The sequence below is a fragment of the Rubellimicrobium mesophilum DSM 19309 genome (assembly GCF_000600335.2).
GTDB classification, from domain to species: Bacteria; Pseudomonadota; Alphaproteobacteria; order Rhodobacterales; family Rhodobacteraceae; genus Rubellimicrobium; species Rubellimicrobium mesophilum.
This window is the reverse complement of record NZ_KK088582.1, coordinates 146,233-164,894: the sequence shown is the minus strand read 5'-3', so window position 1 is coordinate 164,894 and position 18,662 is coordinate 146,233. Positions and strand designations below refer to the sequence as shown.

15 protein-coding genes and 1 pseudogene are annotated in these 18,662 nt (G+C 70.9%); 12 read left to right on the top strand and 4 right to left on the bottom strand.

What is annotated here, in order from left to right:
- Positions 1-162 precede the first annotated feature (162 nt).
- Positions 163-1,197: an AbrB family transcriptional regulator gene (locus RUMESO_RS14685; protein ID WP_037281274.1), complete on the top strand. Its 1,035-nt coding sequence runs from the start codon at positions 163-165 to the stop codon at positions 1,195-1,197.
- A 66-nt stretch (positions 1,198-1,263) separates the two neighbouring features.
- On the opposite strand, the gene RUMESO_RS14680 is transcribed toward RUMESO_RS14685, so the two are convergent.
- From RUMESO_RS14680 to RUMESO_RS14670, 3 genes are all read right to left on the bottom strand, one after another.
- Entirely contained in the window at positions 1,264-2,160 is an 897-nt protein-coding gene (locus tag RUMESO_RS14680; protein WP_425414913.1) for an App1 family protein phosphatidate phosphatase, read from the bottom strand.
- 745 nt (positions 2,161-2,905) lie between these two features.
- The gene (locus RUMESO_RS14675) at positions 2,906-3,913 is read right to left on the bottom strand and encodes a LacI family DNA-binding transcriptional regulator (protein WP_037281272.1); all 1,008 of its coding nucleotides are present in this window, start codon (positions 3,911-3,913) and stop codon (positions 2,906-2,908) included.
- 24 nt (positions 3,914-3,937) lie between these two features.
- Complete coding sequence (locus RUMESO_RS14670; protein ID WP_245639287.1) at positions 3,938-4,732, bottom strand: aldo/keto reductase; 795 nt, start codon at positions 4,730-4,732, stop codon at positions 3,938-3,940.
- A gap of 156 nt (positions 4,733-4,888) precedes the next feature.
- Between RUMESO_RS14670 and RUMESO_RS14665 the strand changes: the two genes are divergently transcribed.
- The 11 genes and pseudogenes from RUMESO_RS14665 to RUMESO_RS14615 all read left to right on the top strand — a co-directional run bounded on the left by RUMESO_RS14665 (position 4,889) and on the right by RUMESO_RS14615 (position 17,545).
- Positions 4,889-5,779, top strand: a complete 891-nt coding sequence (locus RUMESO_RS14665; RefSeq protein ID WP_037281270.1) for a carbohydrate ABC transporter permease — start codon at positions 4,889-4,891, stop codon at positions 5,777-5,779.
- Entirely contained in the window at positions 5,776-6,699 is a 924-nt protein-coding gene (locus RUMESO_RS14660; protein WP_051521347.1) for a carbohydrate ABC transporter permease, read from the top strand. The genes RUMESO_RS14665 and RUMESO_RS14660 overlap by 4 nt, the downstream gene beginning before the upstream one ends.
- Positions 6,700-6,701: 2 nt before the next feature.
- Positions 6,702-7,802 (top strand): ABC transporter ATP-binding protein, encoded by a 1,101-nt coding sequence (locus RUMESO_RS14655; RefSeq protein ID WP_037281269.1) that lies wholly within the window; start codon positions 6,702-6,704, stop codon positions 7,800-7,802.
- 26 nt (positions 7,803-7,828) lie between these two features.
- Positions 7,829-9,073 (top strand): ABC transporter substrate-binding protein, encoded by a 1,245-nt coding sequence (locus RUMESO_RS14650; protein ID WP_037281268.1) that lies wholly within the window; start codon positions 7,829-7,831, stop codon positions 9,071-9,073.
- Positions 9,074-9,143: 70 nt separating this feature from the next.
- On the top strand, positions 9,144-9,665 hold the full coding sequence (locus tag RUMESO_RS14645; RefSeq protein ID WP_037281267.1) for a VOC family protein: 522 nt from the start codon (positions 9,144-9,146) through the stop codon (positions 9,663-9,665).
- Between the two features lie 77 nt (positions 9,666-9,742).
- Positions 9,743-10,345: pseudogene (locus tag RUMESO_RS24350) on the top strand (sugar phosphate isomerase/epimerase family protein); the annotation flags it as partial.
- 88 nt (positions 10,346-10,433) lie between these two features.
- On the top strand, positions 10,434-11,258 hold the full coding sequence (locus RUMESO_RS14635) for a TolB family protein (RefSeq protein ID WP_037281265.1): 825 nt from the start codon (positions 10,434-10,436) through the stop codon (positions 11,256-11,258).
- Positions 11,259-11,374: 116 nt separating this feature from the next.
- Positions 11,375-13,804, top strand: coding sequence for a glycoside hydrolase family 2 protein (locus RUMESO_RS14630; protein ID WP_037281264.1), 2,430 nt, complete (start codon positions 11,375-11,377; stop codon positions 13,802-13,804).
- A gap of 68 nt (positions 13,805-13,872) precedes the next feature.
- Positions 13,873-15,189 carry an MFS transporter gene (locus RUMESO_RS14625; RefSeq protein ID WP_082484084.1) on the top strand — a complete coding sequence of 439 codons (1,317 nt, stop codon included), beginning with the start codon at positions 13,873-13,875 and terminating at the stop codon, positions 15,187-15,189.
- A gap of 167 nt (positions 15,190-15,356) precedes the next feature.
- Positions 15,357-15,881 (top strand): YcnI family copper-binding membrane protein, encoded by a 525-nt coding sequence (locus RUMESO_RS14620; protein WP_037281263.1) that lies wholly within the window; start codon positions 15,357-15,359, stop codon positions 15,879-15,881.
- A 26-nt stretch (positions 15,882-15,907) separates the two neighbouring features.
- Positions 15,908-17,545 carry a copper resistance CopC/CopD family protein gene (locus RUMESO_RS14615; RefSeq protein WP_051521346.1) on the top strand — a complete coding sequence of 546 codons (1,638 nt, stop codon included), beginning with the start codon at positions 15,908-15,910 and terminating at the stop codon, positions 17,543-17,545.
- Positions 17,546-17,591: 46 nt separating this feature from the next.
- On the opposite strand, the gene RUMESO_RS14610 is transcribed toward RUMESO_RS14615, so the two are convergent.
- Positions 17,592-18,662: a DUF1513 domain-containing protein gene (locus RUMESO_RS14610; RefSeq protein WP_037281262.1), complete on the bottom strand. Its 1,071-nt coding sequence runs from the start codon at positions 18,660-18,662 to the stop codon at positions 17,592-17,594.

Below are 18,662 nucleotides of genomic sequence, written 5' to 3'. Positions count from 1 at the left end.
CCGGCTCCTCGTGGACTGGGCGAGCCTCGAGGACCACACCGTCGGCTTCCGCGGCTCGGAGGCCTTCACCCAGTGGCGGGCGCTGGTGTCGCCCCACTTCGCCGCGCCGCCCGTCGTGACCCACTCCGAGGAGGTGCTGTCCTCCGGCGCGGGCTGAGGCCGATGGAGGGTCGCTGGACCCGGCGCCTCCTCACCGTCGCGGTGGCGCTCGGCGGGCTCGTGCTGGCGCTCGGGACCGGGCTGCCCTTGCCCTTCCTGTTCGGGCCGATGCTGGCCTGCCTGGGAGCGGCGCTGCTGGGGGCGCCGCTTCGGGGGCTCGGCCCGGTGACCGACGCCGCGCGCACTGTGCTGGGCGTCGCCGTGGGCGCCTCGGTGACGCCGGCCTTAGTGGGCCAGCTCCCCGCGATGGCGCTCTCGCTCGCGCTGGTGCCGCTCTACGTGGGGCTGATCGGGCTCGTGGGCGTGCCGTTCTTCCGCCGCGTGGTGGGCTTCGACGCGGTCACCGCCTTCTTCGCCGCCATGCCGGGGGGCGCTGCCGACATGGTGCTCTTCGGCAAAGAGGCGGGGGCGAACGTGCGGGCGCTCAGCCTCATCCACGCCACCCGGGTCGCAGTGATCGTGACCGTGGCGCCGATCCTGCTCTCGACCCTCTACGGCGCCCGGCTCACCCGTCCGCTGGGCGCCTCCGCCGCCAGCCTGCCCCCGAGCGAGATCGCCCTCATGGTTCTCGCGGCCGTGGTGGGCTGGCGCGTGGCCAAGCGCGCGGGCCTCTTCGGAGCCGCGATCCTGGGCCCGCTGATCGCGACGCTGCCGCTCTCCCTCGCGGGCCTCATCCACGAGCGCCCGCCGCGCGAGGCGCTCCAGGCCGCGCAGTTCCTGATCGGCATCAGCATCGGCGTCCACTACGTGGGCGTGACATGGCGCGAGCTCACCCGCACCATCGGCATCAGCGCCCTCTTCATGGTGATCCTCGCGATCCTCGCCGGGGTCGTGGCCGAGGCGGTCGTCCTCCTCGGCCTTGCCCGCCCCATGGAGGCCTTCCTGGCCTTCGCCCCCGGCGGGCAGGCCGAGATGACCGTGCTCGCCATCGTCTCGGGCGCCGAGCTCGGCTACGTCGTCCTCCACCACCTCGCCCGCATCCTCCTCGTGATCCTGGGAGCGCCCATGGTCGTCAGAGCCTTCGGAAGGAGAGGATAGGGGACCCTGCCCGGGCGGTGACCCACCGGACCGCAGCCGGGCCGCTCGCGCAGGTGGGCCCGCAGGTCAGGGCCGGTGCGACGGCGCGCGGGCCTCGGGTTCCACGACGACGTTCGCAGGGGCGCCCGGCGCGCCGGGGTCGAGCAGGTCCCGCAGCTCGCCCCGGTCCACGGCGCCGGCCGTCCGCTCGGGCGTGGCCTCCCTGAGGTCCCGGGTTCCCTCCGGTGCGGCCCGCTCGCCCTGCTCCCGTCGCTCGCCCGCCGCCGCCGCCACCGTCCCGGCCTCCACCAGGCCCAGGCCCTCGGCGTGACGGGCCATGGCCAGACTGTCCGCCGCCAGAACTAGCCCGCTGCCGGACGCGGCAACCGCCACGGCGAGGGCCTCGATCTCGGCGATCCGTCGGCGATCCCGCGAGACGTTGCGGATATAGACCGCCAGGACGCGGCCGGGATGCGCGTCCACGATCTTCCGGTAGACCTCGGGGTCGTGCTGGCCGCTGTCGCCGATCAGCACGAATGGAAGGTCGTCGTAGAGCTCCAGCATGTGACCGATGAGTTCCTCCTTGTGGTCGGTCGCCTTGCGGGGCAGGGGGTGCCTCCACGACAATCCCCACTCGCGCAGGAACAGCACCGGGCCCACCGGGATGCCGTGAAGGCGGAAGAACTCGTCCAGCATGTCGTAGATGCCCCAGGGCGCGCGGGAGACGTAGAGCATCGGGTTGCCGTCCCCGCCCGAGGGGCCCGCGTGGAGCGCGCGATAGAGCGCCGCCACGCCGGGGAAGGCCACCCGGCTCTGCGCATCCGCCACGAAGAGGCGCCAGAGCATCCCGAGCTTGTTGGCGACGCCCGTGCGCATGATCGTGTCGTCGATGTCGCTGATGACCACGAAGCGGGCCTGCGGAGGCGGGATGTAGACCCGACCCTCGGCCCGCACGGTCTGCGGGGACTCGAGAGTCAGCTCCATCGCGTGCCAGTCGGCTTCGGGGGATGGCTCGGTCCTGGGGCGGAGATGGACCCGGAAGTAGCCGTCGGCATCCGTGCGGACCCGGTCCTCGGCCCCCTGGAAGCGTGCCGTCAGGACCGCGCCGGCAATGGCATGGCGGGCCAGGCGCCGGCCGATGTCGCGCAGCTCGGATCGGAGGCCGCGCTCCCCCTTGGGATGCGCCTGCGACTGCCTGAACACGCGGCCGATCAGGAAGACCTCGGAGCGGGTGCCATAGCCCCGGTAGGGTTCGAGGACCACGCCGTGCCCGCCCTGCGCTCGTCGGACGGGCCGGCCAAGCAGGCGCAGGATCCCGGTCACCGCCCGGCCCCAGCTCCCTCGGGCGCGGCGCGGCGTCACCGATCCGCTCCAAGGGCTGCGGGCAAGGAAGGGGCGCGCCCTGCTCTCGGCGGCTCGGTGGCGCACCCTGAATTGTGCATCCTCATGTCTTGGGTCCGCATGTCGAGGCTCCGCGGTTGTGCGCGGAAGATGAACGACCAAGGGCGTGGCCCGTTCCTGCCGCAGAGCGACCGAAGCGGGATCATCCGTGGGGTCGGCCAACTCCGCGCCCGCCCGGATGCCGATCCCGGCGGCAACCTCCTGTCCCGCCCCCTCGTTTCGATCGGCCAGCCACGCGGTCTTGCCCTCGGCGGCGCGCACCGCCGTCACGGGCCGCGGGTGGCTCCCGTCATGACAGCGGTCTTGCCGGGAGGCAGTGCGCTGGCCGTCATCGCGACGCCGCTGTGCTCTGACGCAGGACCAGTTCGGGTTGGATGCGAACCAGCTCGGGGGACGGGGGCTCGGCTCGGTTCCGGATCAGGGTCATCAGGCGGGCGACGGCCTGTCGGGCGAGGTCGTCGGCAGGGTAGTCGACGCTCGAAAGCGGGGTCGAGGCGTAGCCGGCGTATTCGATGTTGTCGAAGCCGAAGACCGCGAGGTCGCGGGGCACGGCCACGCCGTTCTCCTGGCACCAGCGCAGGCCGCCGAGGGCGAGGCGGTCGTTGGCGGTCAGGACGGCCGTCGGCGGCTCGGGCAGGGCCATGAGCCGGGCGAAGGCGGCGTGGCCGTGGCCGACCGAGTGCCCCTCCGGGTCGATCACGAGTTCGGGCAGGGGGTCGATCCCGGCGAGACGCAGCGCCGCGACGTAGCCGTCGGCCTTGGCCGGATTCCCGTGCAGATGGGCGCCGTCGACCAGGCCGACCCTACGGTGGCCCTGCTCGAGCAGGTGATGGGTCGCGCACAGGGCCCCGGCCCGTTCGTCGAGGCGGACCACGTCCACGTCGTCGACCCGCTCGCCGGCCAGGAGGACCATCGGCATCCCGCCCAGCCGCAGGCGGCGGAGATGATCGAGCCGGCTGTGATCATGGGGGTAGACCAGCATTCCGTCCACCTGCCGCGCCCGGAAGGTGGCGAGCGCGCGGTCCTCCTCCTCCGGGTCGCCGTTGGATGCGGCAAGGAGGGTGACGTAGCCCAGCGCCTTCAGCTCCTGCTCGACCGAGCGCGCGACCTGGGTGAGGAGGGGACTGGTGACGTCGGTGAGGAGGAGGCCGACGGTCCTGGTCTGCCGGCTGACGAGCGCCTGGGCCATGTGGTTGGGCGTGTAGTCCAGCGCCTCGGCGGCGCTGCGGACCCGCTCGCGCGTGTCGGCGGGGATGCGCGGGCTGCCCCGGAGAGCGAGCGAGACGGTGTTGACCGAGAGTCCGGTTCGCTCCGCGATGTCCTTCAGCCGCGCCATGTCCCTCGACCCCGCCGATCCGTCTCAGTCCCAGTCGGGACCCCAATCGGGGTCGATGGATCGGATGCCACGGTCGAGCGCATCGACTTCGGCCAACTCGTCGGGGGAGAGGTCGAGCTCCTGCGCCGCGAAGTTCTGCCGGATACGCTCGGGGCTGCGCGAGGTCGGGATCGCGGCGTAGCCCTGGGCGAGCTCCCAGGCGAGGGCGACCTGCTCGGGCGTCGCGCCGTGCCGTCGGGCGATCGCTTGAAGGACAGGATCGGCGCCGACCTTCCCCCGGGCGAGCGGCTCGTAGCAGGTGACGACGATGCCCCGGGACGCGCAGTGGTCAGCCAGCCGGCGGTTGCGGAACCAGGGGTTGAGCTCGATCTGGTTCGTCAGGATCGCGCCGGCGCCCAGGATGGAACAGGCCTCCTCGATCAGCGCGATGGTGAAGTTCGACACGCCGATGTGCCACGCGAGGCCTCGGTCCCTCGCCTCGGCGATCTGGCGAAGGTAGGCCTCGGGCGCGGGGCCGCCAGCGCGGGCGGGCCAGTGGATCAGGGCGAGGTCCACATGGTCGAGACCCAGTTCCGCGAGGCTCCGCTCCAGCGATGGGATCACCTGCCCGGGGCCCAGGTTGTGCTCGGCGACCTTTGTGGTCACGAAGACCTCGTCACGCGGCAGGCCGGAGCGGCGGATGGCCTCGCCGACCTCGCGCTCGGTGTCGTAGGTCTGCGCGGTGTCGAGGTGCCGGTAGCCGGCCCCGAGCGCCGAAAGGATCGCGGCGATCCCCTCGGACCCCGTCCGCCCGTAGGTGCCGAAACCCAACCTCGGCATGTCCATGGCGTCCCGCCTCCCCGTGAATTCGGCCGTTGACAGACGCGATCAGCCTATGGAAGTATTAACGTTAATACAAGCGGCCAGGAACCGGCCGACCTCGCGGGCCAAGGCCTGCGACGGAGCTCGAGGAGGAGCTCGCTAGGGAGGACTTCCATGTCGATCCGCTGGACGCGGATCGCTCCGCAGCTTGCGCTGTCGCCCGCCCTGGCGGTCACGACGGTCGCATTCCTCGGGTCGATCCTCTGGACCGTCTACCTGTCCCTGACGCGGTCGCGCCAGGTGCCGGATTACGGCATCGACTGGGCCGAGTGGTCGCGGCAATACGGGCGGCTCTTCGCGGACGACGGCTGGCGCATCGCGCTGTGGAACCTCGTCACGCTGGGGATCGGCAGCGCGCTCGCCATCGTGTTCGGCTTCGTCCTGGCGGCGATGATCGACCGCGAGAAGCGGGGGGAGAGCTTCTTCCGGACCGTGTTCCTCTATCCGCTCGCCGTGTCCCTCATCGTGACCGGCGTCGCCTGGCGCTGGATCCTGAACCCGTCCATGGGCCTCGAGGCGGCCTTGCATCGCGCGGGCTTCGAGGGCGCTTCCTTCAACTGGCTCGCGCAGGGCGACACGGCGATGTACGCGATCATCCTCGCCTCCATCTGGCAGTCGTCCGGCTTCTACATGGCGCTCATGATCGCCGGGCTGAAGTCGATCAATTCCGAGATCTGGAGCGCGGCGCGCCTCGACGGTGTGAGCCTCTGGCGGCTCTATGTCGAGATCATCATCCCGATGATGAGGTTCACCTTCCTCACCTGCGCGATCCTGCTGTCGCTGGGCGTCATCAAGGCCTACGACATCGTGCTCGCCATGACCAACGGGGGGCCGGGGCAGAGCACCTGGGTGCCGGCCTACTTCGTCATCAACGCGTTGAGCCAGAAGCAGAACCTGGGATACGCCTCGGCCGCGGCGGTGATGATGCTGCTCATCACGGCGGTGGTGTTCCTGCCGCTGGTGCTGCTGACCGCCTGGCAGGCCCGTCGGAGGAACGCCGCATGACCGACGTCGCCTCGGCCGCGGCCATCGGCGCCACCGTCGACTCCCGCCCCGTCGTGCGGCGGCGCCGGAAGCGGATCACCGGGCGCTCCATCGCGGTGCTCGTCTTCCTGACGGTCTGCGCGCTCTTCTTCTGCGTGCCGCTCTACGTCGTGCTGACGACCTCGCTCAAGACCATGGACGAGATCCGGCAGGGCCAGATCTTCGCCCTGCCGCAGACCTGGACCCTGGAGGCGTGGCGCTTCGCCTGGACCGAGGCCTGCTCGGGCATCACCTGCGAAGGGCTGCGGGTCGGCTTCCTGAACTCGGTCCTGATCCTGGTGCCGTCGCTGATCCTGTCCGTCGCGCTCTCCATCGTGACGGGCTACGCGCTGGCGCTCTGGGACGTGCGCTGGGCCGGGGCCTTTCTGTTCCTGCTGTTCATGTGCGCCTTCGTGCCCTTCCAGATCATCATGTACCCGCTGATCGCGATGACGCGCTCCATCGGCGTCTACGGCACGATCTGGGGCGTCGCGGTGGTCCACGCGGTGCTGGCCATGCCGGTGCTGACGCTGATCTTCCGCAACTACTACAAGGACGTCCCCCAGGAGATCATGTCGGCCGCCATCATGGACTCCGGCAGCTTCTGGCGCATCTTCGGCGAGATCATCCTGCCCATGTCGGGCAACATCCTGATCGTGGTGCTGATCCTGCAGATCACCTCGATCTGGAACGACTACCTGATCGGCGTGACCTTCGGCGGGTTCAACACCCAGCCCATGACCGTGAACCTCGCCAACATGGTCACCGTCTCGACCGGCACGGCCTCGTACAACGTGGACATGGCGGCGGCCCTGCTGACCGCGCTGCCGCCGCTCCTCATCTACTTCCTCCTCGGCAAGTTCTTCGTCGCCGGCATCACCGCCGGCGCCATCAAGGGATAGCCATGCCGCGCGTCAGCTTCGAGCGCATCCACAAGGCCTTCGGCGCCGTGACGGTGCTGAGGGACCTCGACCTCTCCATCGAGCACGGCGAGTTCCTGGTCCTCCTCGGCCCGTCGGGCTGCGGCAAGACCACGCTCCTGAACATGCTGGCCGGCCTCACGGACGTCACCGGGGGGCGCATCCTGATCGGCGACCGGGACGTGACCGACCTCGACCCCAAGGACCGGGGCCTCGCCATGGTGTTCCAGAGCTACGCGCTCTACCCGACCAAGACGGTGCGGGGGAACCTGCGCTTCGGGCTCGCCTCGGCGCGGCTCCCCCGCGAGGAGGTGGAGCGGCGCGTGGCCTGGGCGGCCAGGCTCCTGCAGATCGAGCCGCTTCTCGACCGCAAGCCCGCGCAGCTTTCGGGCGGCCAGCGGCAGCGGGTGGCGATCGGGCGGGCCCTGGTGAAGCACGCCGAGGTGCTGCTCTTCGACGAGCCCCTGTCGAACCTCGACGCCAAGCTCAGGACCGAGATGCGGCTGGAGATCAAGCGGCTGCACGACGAGCTCAGCCCGACCGTCGTCTACGTGACGCACGACCAGATCGAGGCCATGACCATGGCCACGAAGATCGCCGTCATGAACAATGGGGTGATCCAGCAATTCGGCACGCCGGACGAGATCTACGAGAGGCCCGCGAACCTGTTCGTGGCCGGCTTCATCGGTGCCCCGGCGATGAACCTGAAGAGGGCGCGCATCCTCAGGCGCGGCGGCCTGGTCGCAGGCGTCTTCGGGAACGGCCAGCAGATCGACCTGGGGGACTATGCCTTCGCCAAGGCCCCGCAGGAGGGATCCGAGATCGTCGTCGGGATGCGGCCCGAATACTTCGGCCCGCCCGACGCCCCGGCGCGCGAGGCCGCCGCCGTCTTCGACCTTCCCGTCGCTCACACCGAGCGGACGGGGTCGGACGCCACCGGCTACCTGCGCTTCGACGAGGGTCTGCTGTCGCTCCGGGTCGAGCCGGGTCAGGCCGCGCGTCTGGCCGGGGGCCAGAAGGTCAGGGTCGCCTTCCCGAAGGGCAAGGCGAGCCTGTTCGACGCCGCCACGGGAGGGCGGCTCTAGGAACAACAATGGGAGGAAACGAACCGATGACGAAGACCCTCAAGGGCGGTCTCCTGGCCGCGCTGCTGGCGGGCACGGTCGCCAGCGGCGCCATCGCCGAGGATGTGATCGTCTTCCACAACTGGTCCTCGGGTCCCGAGGTCGCGGCGCTCAACGTGCTCAAGAGCCACTTCGAGGCCATGGGCCACACCTGGACCGACGTCGCGATCCCCCATGACACGGGCTCGAACGTCAACCTCCTGAACCTCGTGCAGGGGGGCAACCCGCCCAACGTGTTCCTGGAATCCAGCCCCGGCGTCTACCGGAACCTGACCGAGATGGGCTTGGCCCGGCCGCTGGACGACTTCTACCAGGAAGGGGGCTACGTCGAGCACCTGCCGGCGGCGGTCGTCCAGTCGATCACCGTCGATGGCCAGATCATGAAGATCCCGACCGCGATCCATATCGACGGGATGATCTACTACAACAAGGACGTGGCCGAGGCCGCCGGCGTGGACCCGACCGCCTGGGCCTCGCTCGACGACATGTTCGCCGATTTCGAGAAGGTCAGCGCTGCGGGCTACGTCCCGATCGCGCTGGGGGGCCAGCAGTGGCAGGTGGGCTACCTCGCCCATGCGATCGCCGCGGCGACCGGCGGCCCCGAGTTCTACGCCAAGCTCTACGGCGAGACGCCCGACCCGGCGGCCCTCGACTCCCCCGAGATGCGGACGGTGCTCGACTGGCTGCGCAAGTTCCAGCAGGCGACGGACGAGGGCTCGGTGAACCGCGACTGGAACGTGACCACCAACACGGTCATCACCGGCCAGGCGCTGATGCAGCTTCACGGCGACTGGATGAAGGGCGAATGGCTCGCCGCCGGCAAGGTTCCGGGCGAGGACTTCGGCTGCCTGGAGATCCCCGGCGCGAAGGCGGTGCCGGTGACGGTCGACTCGTGGGGTCTGCTCGGGAACCAGACGCCCGAGATGGATGCGGCCGAGCTCGACTTCGCGCGTGTCGTGCTCGACCCGGCCGTGCAGGCGGAGTTCGCGGCGCAGAAGGGCTCGACCCCCACGCGGCTCGACGCGCAGGGCGACGTGGACGTCTGCTCGCAGTACGTGCTGGGCGTTCTGGAGGATCCTGCACACCAGGTGCCCAGCCCGCATTCCACCGTGGACGCCGACTGGCTGTCGTCGATGTGGGTCGTGCTCTTCAACTATTGGAGCGACCCGGAGATGAAGTCGGACGAGGCGATCGAGCAGATGAAGGAGGACTACGACGCCATCTTCGGCTGACGCTTGCCCGCGGCGGCCCCGGACAGGTGCGGGGCCGCCTACCGATTTCCAGACCCAAAGGAGACCGACCATGGCGCCCAAGGACGCCCCCGCCGACTCGCGCCTTCTCGACGAGGATGCGGTCATGCAGATCTGCTTCGTCACCCATGACGCGGAGAAGTCCGCGCGGTGGTTCTCGGAGCTCACGGGAAAGCCGATGCCCAAGGAGGGCAAGGCCGCCGATCCCGACGAGGCGCAGGCGACCTACCACGGCCAGCCCGCGCGCGTGGGCTGCCGGATCCGGATGTTCGCCTTCGGCAACATCGACGTGGAGTTCCTCGAACCCGGCCCGGAGAAGAGCGCCTGGCGCGACCTCCTGGAGGAGAAGGGCCCCGGCTGCCACCACATCGCCTTCCGCACCCGGAACCTGACGAAGCGGCACGAGTACCTGGAAGGCAAGGGCCACAAGCTTCTCCAGCGGGGCGAGTTCGATGGCAGTCACGGGCGCTATGCCTACTACGACACGGTGCCGGACCTTGGCGTGATGCTGGAGCTTCTGGAGTTCAACAAGGACATGGAGCCCCAGGGCGAGTCCGCGAGGGCGGTGGAGTGACCTATCCCGTCGCCTACCAGCTCTATTCCTCCCGCAACTTCCCACCGCTCGAAGCTCAGCTTCCCGAGCTGAAGGCGATGGGCTACGACGCCATCGAGCCCTGGTTGCCCGCCTACGAGGCCGACCCGGCCGCGTTCCGGCGGGCGCTGGACGACGCCGGCCTTGGGTGCCTCGGCTTCCATATGCCGCTCAACGGACTAGTGGAGGAGACGCAGCGCTTCATCGACATCGCGCTGACGCTCGGCGCCAGCGTGATGATCCCGCCCTGGGTGGCGCCGGAGAAACGAGAGCCCACGCCCGACTACTGGCGCAGCGTCGGCGAGCGGCTGGCGCGCGGGGCCGAGGCGGCCGCGCGTCACGGGCTCACCGTCGCCTGGCACAACCACGACTTCGAGTATCGCCCGTTGCCCGACGGCTCGCGGCCCATCGACCATGTCCTGGGCGTGGACGACTCGGTGAAGTTCGAGATCGACTGCGGCTGGATCGTGCGGGGCGGGGCGGACCCGGCCGAGGAATTGCGCCGCTACGCCGATCGGATCATCGCGATCCAGCTCAAGGATACCGCCCCGCTCGGCACCACCGAGGAGGACGGTTGGACCGCCACCGGCGACGGCATCATCGACTGGGCCGCGCTGGTCCCGCTCATGCAGGCCACGCACGCGACCCACATCGTCGCCGAGCATGACAACCCCGCCGACTGGCGCCGCTTCGCCAGCCGCTCCATCGACCACATGCGCGCCCTGGGGCTGGCCGCGCGAAGGCCGCCGCATGAGATCCTCCCTCGAAATCTTCGACCTCGACACCGGCGAAAGCACGGTCGTCCTCCAGACCGACCGTCTGATCGAGGCGCCGAACTGGTCGCGCGACGGTCGCTTCCTGGTGGTCAACGGCGACGGCCGGCTCTTCCGGGTGGACCTCGACGCGCCGGGGCTCTCGGAGATCGACACGGGCTTCGCCAAGGACTGCAACAACGACCACGGCATCTCGCCCGACGGGACCATGCTGGTCATCTCGGATGGGACGAGGACGGGGCAGAGCGCCATCTACACGCTTCCCATCGCCGGCGGAGAGCCGCAGCCGGTGACCGAGAAGACTCCGTCCTACTGGCACGGCTGGTCGCCGGACGGGCGGACGCTGGCCATGTGCGCGCAGCGGGACGGGAGCTATGGCATCGTCACGATCCCCGTGGGCGGAGGCGAGGAGACCCGGCTGACCGATGCGCAGGGACACGCCGATGGGCCCGACTACAGTCCTGACGGCGAGTGGATCTGGTTCAACTCCTCGCGCGGCGGCACCATGCAGCTCTGGCGCGTCCACCCGGACGGGACCGGCATGGAGCGGATAACCGATGACGACAGGGTCAACTGGTTCCCGCATCCGTCGCCGACGGGGGACGGGGTGCTCTATGTGGCCTACGAGAGCGGCATCGAGGGGCACCCGCGCGACAAGGACGTGGAGCTGCGGCTGTTGGACCTGGGGGACGGGAGCATCCGGACCCTTCTGCCCATCTTCGGCGGGCAGGGCTCGATCAACGTACCCTGCTGGCATCCGGGCGGCCGGCGCTTCGCCTTCGTCCGCTACGCCCGACCGTGAAGGTGGCATCCTTCCCGCGCGCGGCTCCTGTCACGCGCGGGCAGCCTGGGAGGGCCATTGCCAATCCGCCGAAGCCGCCTCACGGTATGCGCCGCCCAAGGTCCTGAACCCGTTCCATGCCACTCCAACGTCGTCCCTTGCAGTCCGGCTGGGTCCTGCGCGGCTCCGGCCCGGGTCGCCCGCCCACGCTGCCGGAGGCCGTCCCATCCTCGGTCCCGGGCTGCGTTCACACCGACCTGATGGCGGCGGGGCTGCTGGCCGACCCTTGCCTCGACACCAACGAGATCGCGCAGGACTGGGTCGGGCGACAGGACTGGACCCATGAGACGGAGTTCGACTGGACCGACGACGGCGCCGAACGGGTCGATCTGGTGTTCGAGGGGCTCGACACCTTCGCGACGGTCGCGCTCAACGGACGGGTTCTGGGCGAGACGCGCAACATGCATCGGACCTACCGCTTCGATGCGACGCCGCACCTCCGTCGCGGCGCGAACCGGCTGACGGTCGCCTTCCGCTCCTGCTGGGCGGTGGGGGAGGAATTGGCCAGGGCCGTCGCGCCCCGTCCCGCGAACTACCCCGGCCCGGCGAACCTCATGCGCAAGATGGCCTGCAACTTCGGCTGGGATTGGGGACCGACCGTCGTGACCTGCGGCATCTGGAAGCCCGTGCGGCTGGAAAGCTGGTCCGGGGCGCGGCTGGCCGAGGTGCGGCCGCTGGTCGGGGTGCAGGGGAATCGCGGGACGATCACGCTCGACGTGGCTCTGGAGGGGTCGGGGGACGACCTCGTCCTCTTGGCCGAGGTCGGCGGCGTGACGTCGCGGGTCGCCGTCGGAGGGAGCGCGGTGCGCATGGACTTCTCCGTGCCCGAGCCGCGGCTCTGGTGGCCGCACGGCCTGGGCGACCAGCCGCTCTACGAACTCACGCTTCGCCTCCTGGCGGGCGAGCGGGAGCTCGACCGCTGGACGCGGCGAGTGGGCTTCCGCTCGCTGCGGCTCGACACCTCGCCCGACGGGCACGGGGCGGCCTTCGCCATCGTCGTCAACGACACGCCGGTCTGGGCCTGCGGGGCCAACTGGATTCCCGACGACTGCTTCCTTCCCCGAGTCACACCCGAGCGCTACCGGGAGCGTGTCGCGCAAGCCAAGGCGGCGAACATCAACCTTCTCCGCGTCTGGGGCGGCATCTACGAGACGGACGCCTTCTACGAAGCCTGCGACGAGGCCGGGATCCTCGTCTGGCAGGACTTCCTCTTCGCCTGCGCCGCCTACCCGGAGGAGGGCGAGTTTCCCGCCGAGATCGAGGCCGAGGCGCGGGACAACATCGTCCGGCTCATGCCGCACCCCTCGCTCGTCCTCTGGAACGGCAACAACGAGAACATCTGGGGCTGGTTCGACTGGGGCTGGCAGGGGCCCCTCGGCGACCTCTCCTGGGGCAGGGGCTACTACCTCGACCTCCTGCCGCGCCTCGTGGAGGAGCTCGACCCGTCGCGCCCCTACTGGGCGGGCAGCCCCTATTCGGGGTCGATGGACATCCACCCCAACGACCCCGACCACGGCTGCACCCATGTCTGGGACGTCTGGAACGAGAAGGGTCACGAGCATTACCGCGACATCGTCCCGCGCTTCTGCTCGGAGTTCGGCTGGCAGGCGCCCCCGACCTGGGCGACGCTGCGGACCTCCGTGCGCGGACCGCTCGCGCCCGACTCGCCAGGGGTCCTCCATCACCAGAAGGCGACGGATGGCAACGGCAAGCTCCTGCGCGGGCTCGACGGCCACCTGCCGCGCCCCGGGACGATGGACGACTGGCATTTCGCGACCCAGCTCAACCAGGCCCGCGCCATCGCCAACGCCATCGAGCACTGGCGATCGCACCGAGGTCGCTGCATGGGCGCGGTGGTCTGGCAGCTCAACGACTGCTGGCCGGTGACATCGTGGTCGGCCATCGACGGACAGGGCCGGCCGAAGCCCCTCTGGTATGCGCTCCGCCGGGCCTTCGCGCCGCACTTCCTGACGATCCAGCCGCGCGGGGAGGGACTGGCGGTGGTCGCCGTCAACGACGCGGCCCTGTTCTGGCGCCAGCCGGTGCAGATGCGCCGGATCCGCTTCGACGGCACTGTGCTGGCCGAGGCGACGTACTGGCGCCTCTGCGCCGACCGCTTCACGGCCGTCGAGCTTCCCATTCCGCCCGAGGTCGCCACGCCCGAGGACCCCTCGCGCGAGGTGATCCTGGCCACCATGGGCGAAAGCACCGCCCGGTGGTATTTCGCCGAGGACGCGGACCTCGCGTTGCCCGAGCCCCGCGTTGCGCTCGACCTCCGGCCCGAGGAGAGGGGCTACCGCGTCACGGTCGAGGCGCGGAGCTTCGTCAAGGACCTCTGCCTCTTCGCGGACCGGCTCGACCCCGCCGCCTCCGTGGACGAGATGCTCGTGACCCTCCTGCCCGGCGAGTCGCGGGCGTTCCACCTGCGGACCTCGATGGCCCTGTCGCCGGCGGCCCTCGCGCATCCTCCCGTGCTGCGCTCGGCGAACGACCTCGTGGCGCGCTGACGGAAACCCCGATTGCCAAGACGCCGGACAGCCACATCATGTCGGGCCCAAGGATCGCCCCAGGACTCATGACCGATTCCATCATACCCCCTGAGGGCTCGTTCCTCAGCCGAAACCGCGACTTCCGGCTCTTCCTCGGCGCGTCGCTCCTCGTCGACGCGGCGGTCCAGATCGAGGCCGTGACCATCGGCTGGCAGATCTACGCCCTCGCACGCGAGACGCGCGGCGTCGAGCAGAGCGCCTTCCTCGTGGGCATGGTGGGGCTGGCGCAGTTCGTCCCGCTCTTCGTCCTGGCGCTCTTCGCGGGCTCGACGGCCGACAGGCGGGATCGGCGCGGGATCATCCTGTCCTGCCTCGCGCTCGAGACGCTCTGCGTCCTCGTCCTCCTCGCGGTGGCGTTCCGCCCGGTGCCGAGCTTCGCCGTGATCTTCGCCGTGGCGGCGATCTTCGGCGGCGCGCGGGCGTTCCTGTCGCCGGCCAGCTCGGCCTTCGTGCCGATGCTGGTCCCCCGCCACGACATGGCGCGGGCGATCTCGCTCAAGTCGCTGTCCTGGCAGGCGTCGGTCATCGTGGGGCCGTGGTTTGGCGGCCTTCTCTGCGCGCATTCGGCGGCGCTGGCCTACGCCGTCACGGCCGTCCTCTACGTCGGAGGGATGGCCGTCCTTCTCCGCGTCCCCTCGCGCGGACGGCCCGAGCCGCAGGCCGGCAGCCGGATCGAGCAGATCCGCGAGGGGCTGTCCTATGTCTGGGGCAACCGGATCGTTCTGGGGGCGATCTCGCTCGACCTCTTCGCGGTGCTCCTCGGCGGGGCGACGGCGCTGCTGCCGGCCTTCGCGACGGACGTGCTGGACGTCGGCCCGACGGGCTTCGGGCTCCTGCGCTCCGGCCCCGCGCTGGGCGCGGCGACGATGGCGCTCTTCCTCGCCCGGCATCCGCTGCGGCGCCATGCGGGCCCCCGGATGTTCTGGGCGGTGGCGGGCTTCGGCGTGGCGACGCTGGTCTTCGCGGTGTCGGAGCATCTCTGGCTGTCCCTGGTGGCGCTGGCGGTCCTGGGCGCGGCCGACATGATCTCGGTCTACGTCCGCCAGACGCTGATTCAGGTGGTGACGCCCGACCACATGCGGGGGCGCGTGGCCTCCGTCTCGAGCGTGTTCATCTCCGGGTCGAACGAGCTCGGGGAGTTCGAGAGCGGCGTCGCGGCGCGGGTCCTCGGCCCTGTCGGCGCGGCGGTCTTCGGAGGCCTCGGGACGATCGTCGTGACCGGGCTCTGGGCCTGGCTCTTCCCGGAGCTGAGGCGGGCGGACCGGCTGGACGGAGGGCCCGGTAGGACCGAGGCGCCCCATGCTCATGCCGCGACGGCCGCCGCCAGCCAGGCGATGGACTAGGCCGATCCTGGCGATCGCCCGGACGGAAGGCGACAGGGTCCGCCTGCAGGGACTGCGGAAAGGCTCTCCCGGTTTGCGTTGAATCAATGTATCCCGATGCGGGGGCCCGTATCTCGCCGGCGACGCAACCAGCATCCGCCTCGACGCGGAGCAACCCGGAGACAGTGATGACCCCGAAGACCCTGGCCCTCGCGGGCGCCCTGATCCTCGCCACCGCGGGCGCGGCCGCCGCCCACATCACCCTGGAGACCGGCGAGGCCCCCGCCGGCGGCGCCTACAAGGCCGTCCTGCGCGTCGGGCACGGCTGCGAGGGCAAGGCCACCACCGCAGTCCGCGTCCAGATCCCCGACGGCGTGATCGACGCCAAGCCCATGCCCAAGCCCGGCTGGACCCTCGAGACGACGACGGGCGCCTATGCCGAGCCCGTGGAGCTCTGGGGCGAGACCCTGACCGAGGGCGTGCGCGAGATCGCCTGGAGCGGCGGCGAGCTTCCCGACGACTGGTACGACGAGTTCACCTTCCGCGCCCGCCTGACCGACGGACTCGCCGGGCAGACCGTCTACTTCCCCGTGGTGCAGGAATGCGGCGAGACGGTCACCCGCTGGATCGGCATCCCCGCGGAGGGCCAGGACGCCGAGGACATCGAGGAGCCCGCGCCCTCCCTCAACGTGACGACGGCCGTCACCCAGTGACCATGACGGCCCGTCCGGGGAGCGGCATGGCCGTCCGAATCCTCGGGTCGCTGGTCCTGATGCTCCTCCTCCTGGGGGCTGCGGGGTCGGCTCGGGCCCATGCGGTCGTGACCGGGACGGAGCCCCTCGACGGCACCGTCCTGGCGGGCCCGCCGAGCGAGGTCGTCATCGGCTTCAACGAGCCGGTCGCGCTGATCCGCGCGCAGGTGCTCGGCCCGGACGGCCAGGACGTGCTGGAGCCCGACGGCGGAAGGGCCGGGGAGGATGGCCTCCATCTCGACCTGCCGGAAGGCCTGGCGCGCGGGACCTACACCGTCAGCTACCACGTGGTCTCGCTGGACGGGCATCCCGTGGCGGGATCCCTGGTGTTCAGCATCGGGGCGGCGTCGGCGTCCGGCAGCCAGGTCGAGGACGACTCGGCCGGCTGGCGCTGGAGCTTCGTGGCTGCCCGCGTCCTGCTCTACCTCGGCCTTTTCGGGGCCGCCGGCGGAGTGGCCTATGCGCTCCTCGTCCGACCCCTTGAGCCCCTCCGGGAGGAGGTCCGGCGCATCGGCTCGGCCGCGGCGCTCGTCGGTCTCGCGGCGGCGGTCATGGCTCTTGGCCTGCAGGGAGGCCTGCTCCTCGGGGGCCCGCCCGTCATCCTCGCCGATCCTGTCACCTGGGCGGCTGGCCTGAGCTCGACCTTCGGACGCGCCGCCCTATGCGCGATGCTCGGCCTGGCGCTCGTCTGGGCGGGAAGCCGTGTCAGGCGCACCAGGGGCGCCGATCTCCTCGCGGCGAGCGGAGCCGTCGTCGCGCTGGCCAGCTTCGGCCTGAGCGGCCATGTCGTCACCGCCGGACCGGGCGGGCTCACGATCCCGCCGCTCCTGATCCATTCCACCCTCGCCGCCTTCTGGGTGGGCTCGCTCCTGCCGCTGCTGCGTGCGCTCGCCGTGCCGGCCGAAGGGACGGCCCCGACCGTCCAGAGGTTCTCGCGCCAGGCGATCCTCGCGGTGCCGGTGCTGCTCCTGGCCGGACTCGTCCTGGCCTGGATCCAGGTCCGTCGCCCCGGGGCCCTGGCGACGACCGAGTATGGGCGCATCCTCCTGCTCAAGGTCGTGCTCGTCGGCGCGCTGCTTGGGCTGGCGGCGCTGAACCGCCTGAGCCTCACGCCGGCCCTTGCCCGGCACATCCCGGGGGCCGGGCGACGGCTCGGGTGGTCGATCCGGGCGGAGATCGCGCTCGTGGTCCCCATCCTGGCCGCGACCGCCGCCCTGGGCACCACCCCGCCGCCCCGGGCGCTCCTTGCGCAGGGCGCGCCCGCTGACCTGCACGCCCACGAGGAGCACGGGCACATGCGTTCCGAGCGGCGGCTGACCCTCTCCGCCGACGGCTTCGTGGCCGAGGTGGCGCTCGCCCCGGGCCGGATCGGGCCGAACGGCGTCTCGATCGCGCTGCGCGATCCGCGCGGGAGGGACCTCGACGTGCCCGAGGTCACGCTGCGCCTGTCGAATGCGGGGAAGGGGATCGCGCCGCTGGTGCGGCCGGCCGAGCGGACGGGGCCCGGCCTTTGGCACGTTGCCGACCTGCATCTCGCGGTCCCGGGCACATGGACGCTCGAACTCGATGTCCTGGTCTCCGACTTCGAGCGGCAGACGGCGACGGCGGATCTGACGGTCGAGTGATCCCCGTCCGCCGCGCGGTGCGGGCGTTGCGCGGCGCCCTCCCGGATCAGAGCGTGACGACGTGGTTGTCCCAGGCCACCTCGGCGCGGGCCAGCGGACGGACCTCGTCGCCCTGCAGGGCCAGCAGCCCGCCCAGCCCGTCGCTCAGCAGGAAGCCGGTTCCGAGAGGGGCGATGCCGCAGACCTCCGGGCGGCTCGCATGGCCGAGGAATCGCCCTTGGGCATCGAAGCGCTGGATGCGCCCGCCCTTGGGCGAGGTGATCGCCACCTCGATGCCGTCCCCGCTCCAAGCCACCGAGCCCGCGTAGCCCTGCATGAGCCGCGCCTCGGCCTCGGGCGGCTGGGCGAGCGTTATCGTCCCGTCGCTTGCGCGGAGTCCCAGCAGAGGGACCAGCACGTCCGGGTCGCCCTCCCACTGCATGGCGAAGCCGACGGTTCCGTCGGCCCGCAGGGCCAGATGCCGGATGGAGGCCTGGTGGAGGTCCGGGCTGAGCTCGGTCACCTCCGCCACGCCGTCGCCCAAGGGATCGAGAAGCGAGAGGTTCGGACGCATCGTGGCGATGTTGAGCTTGGTGCGATCGGTCGGATCGGTCGCGATCCCGCCGTTCGCCACGAGCACCTGTCCCGACTCGAGGCGCTTGAGGTCGTGGGGCCCGACGCCGCCGGTCGGCACCTCGCCCATGCGGCGGAAGCCCCCCTCCACGTCCCAGAGGCCCAGGACGCCCTCGCTGGTCCCGGTCGCCTGCTCGGAGGTGGCCAGCACCGCGCCCCCGGCGAGGAAGGTCCCATGACCATTGAAGGCGCGTCCCTCGGGGGGGCTCAGGCGCCGGCGCACCGTTCCTCGCGCGCAGTCGAGGACAAGGGCGAAGGTGCCGGGGCGGCGCGCGAAGACGACGGCCAGGGCCTCGGTCGGGTGTCCGCAACCGGCGTGGCCGCGGGCGGGCAGGGGGAGGCGGAACGCTTCCGTGCCATCGCTCCGCAGTCCATGGAGCGAGAAGGTCCCGTCCGGGTCGCCGGCGCAGGCGAGATGCGAGGGCGAGCCAGCCTCGGCCCAGCCGAGCGACGGCAGGCTCGCTGCCGCGAGGAGGGAGGCCAGGAAGCCACGTCGGGTCGCCAT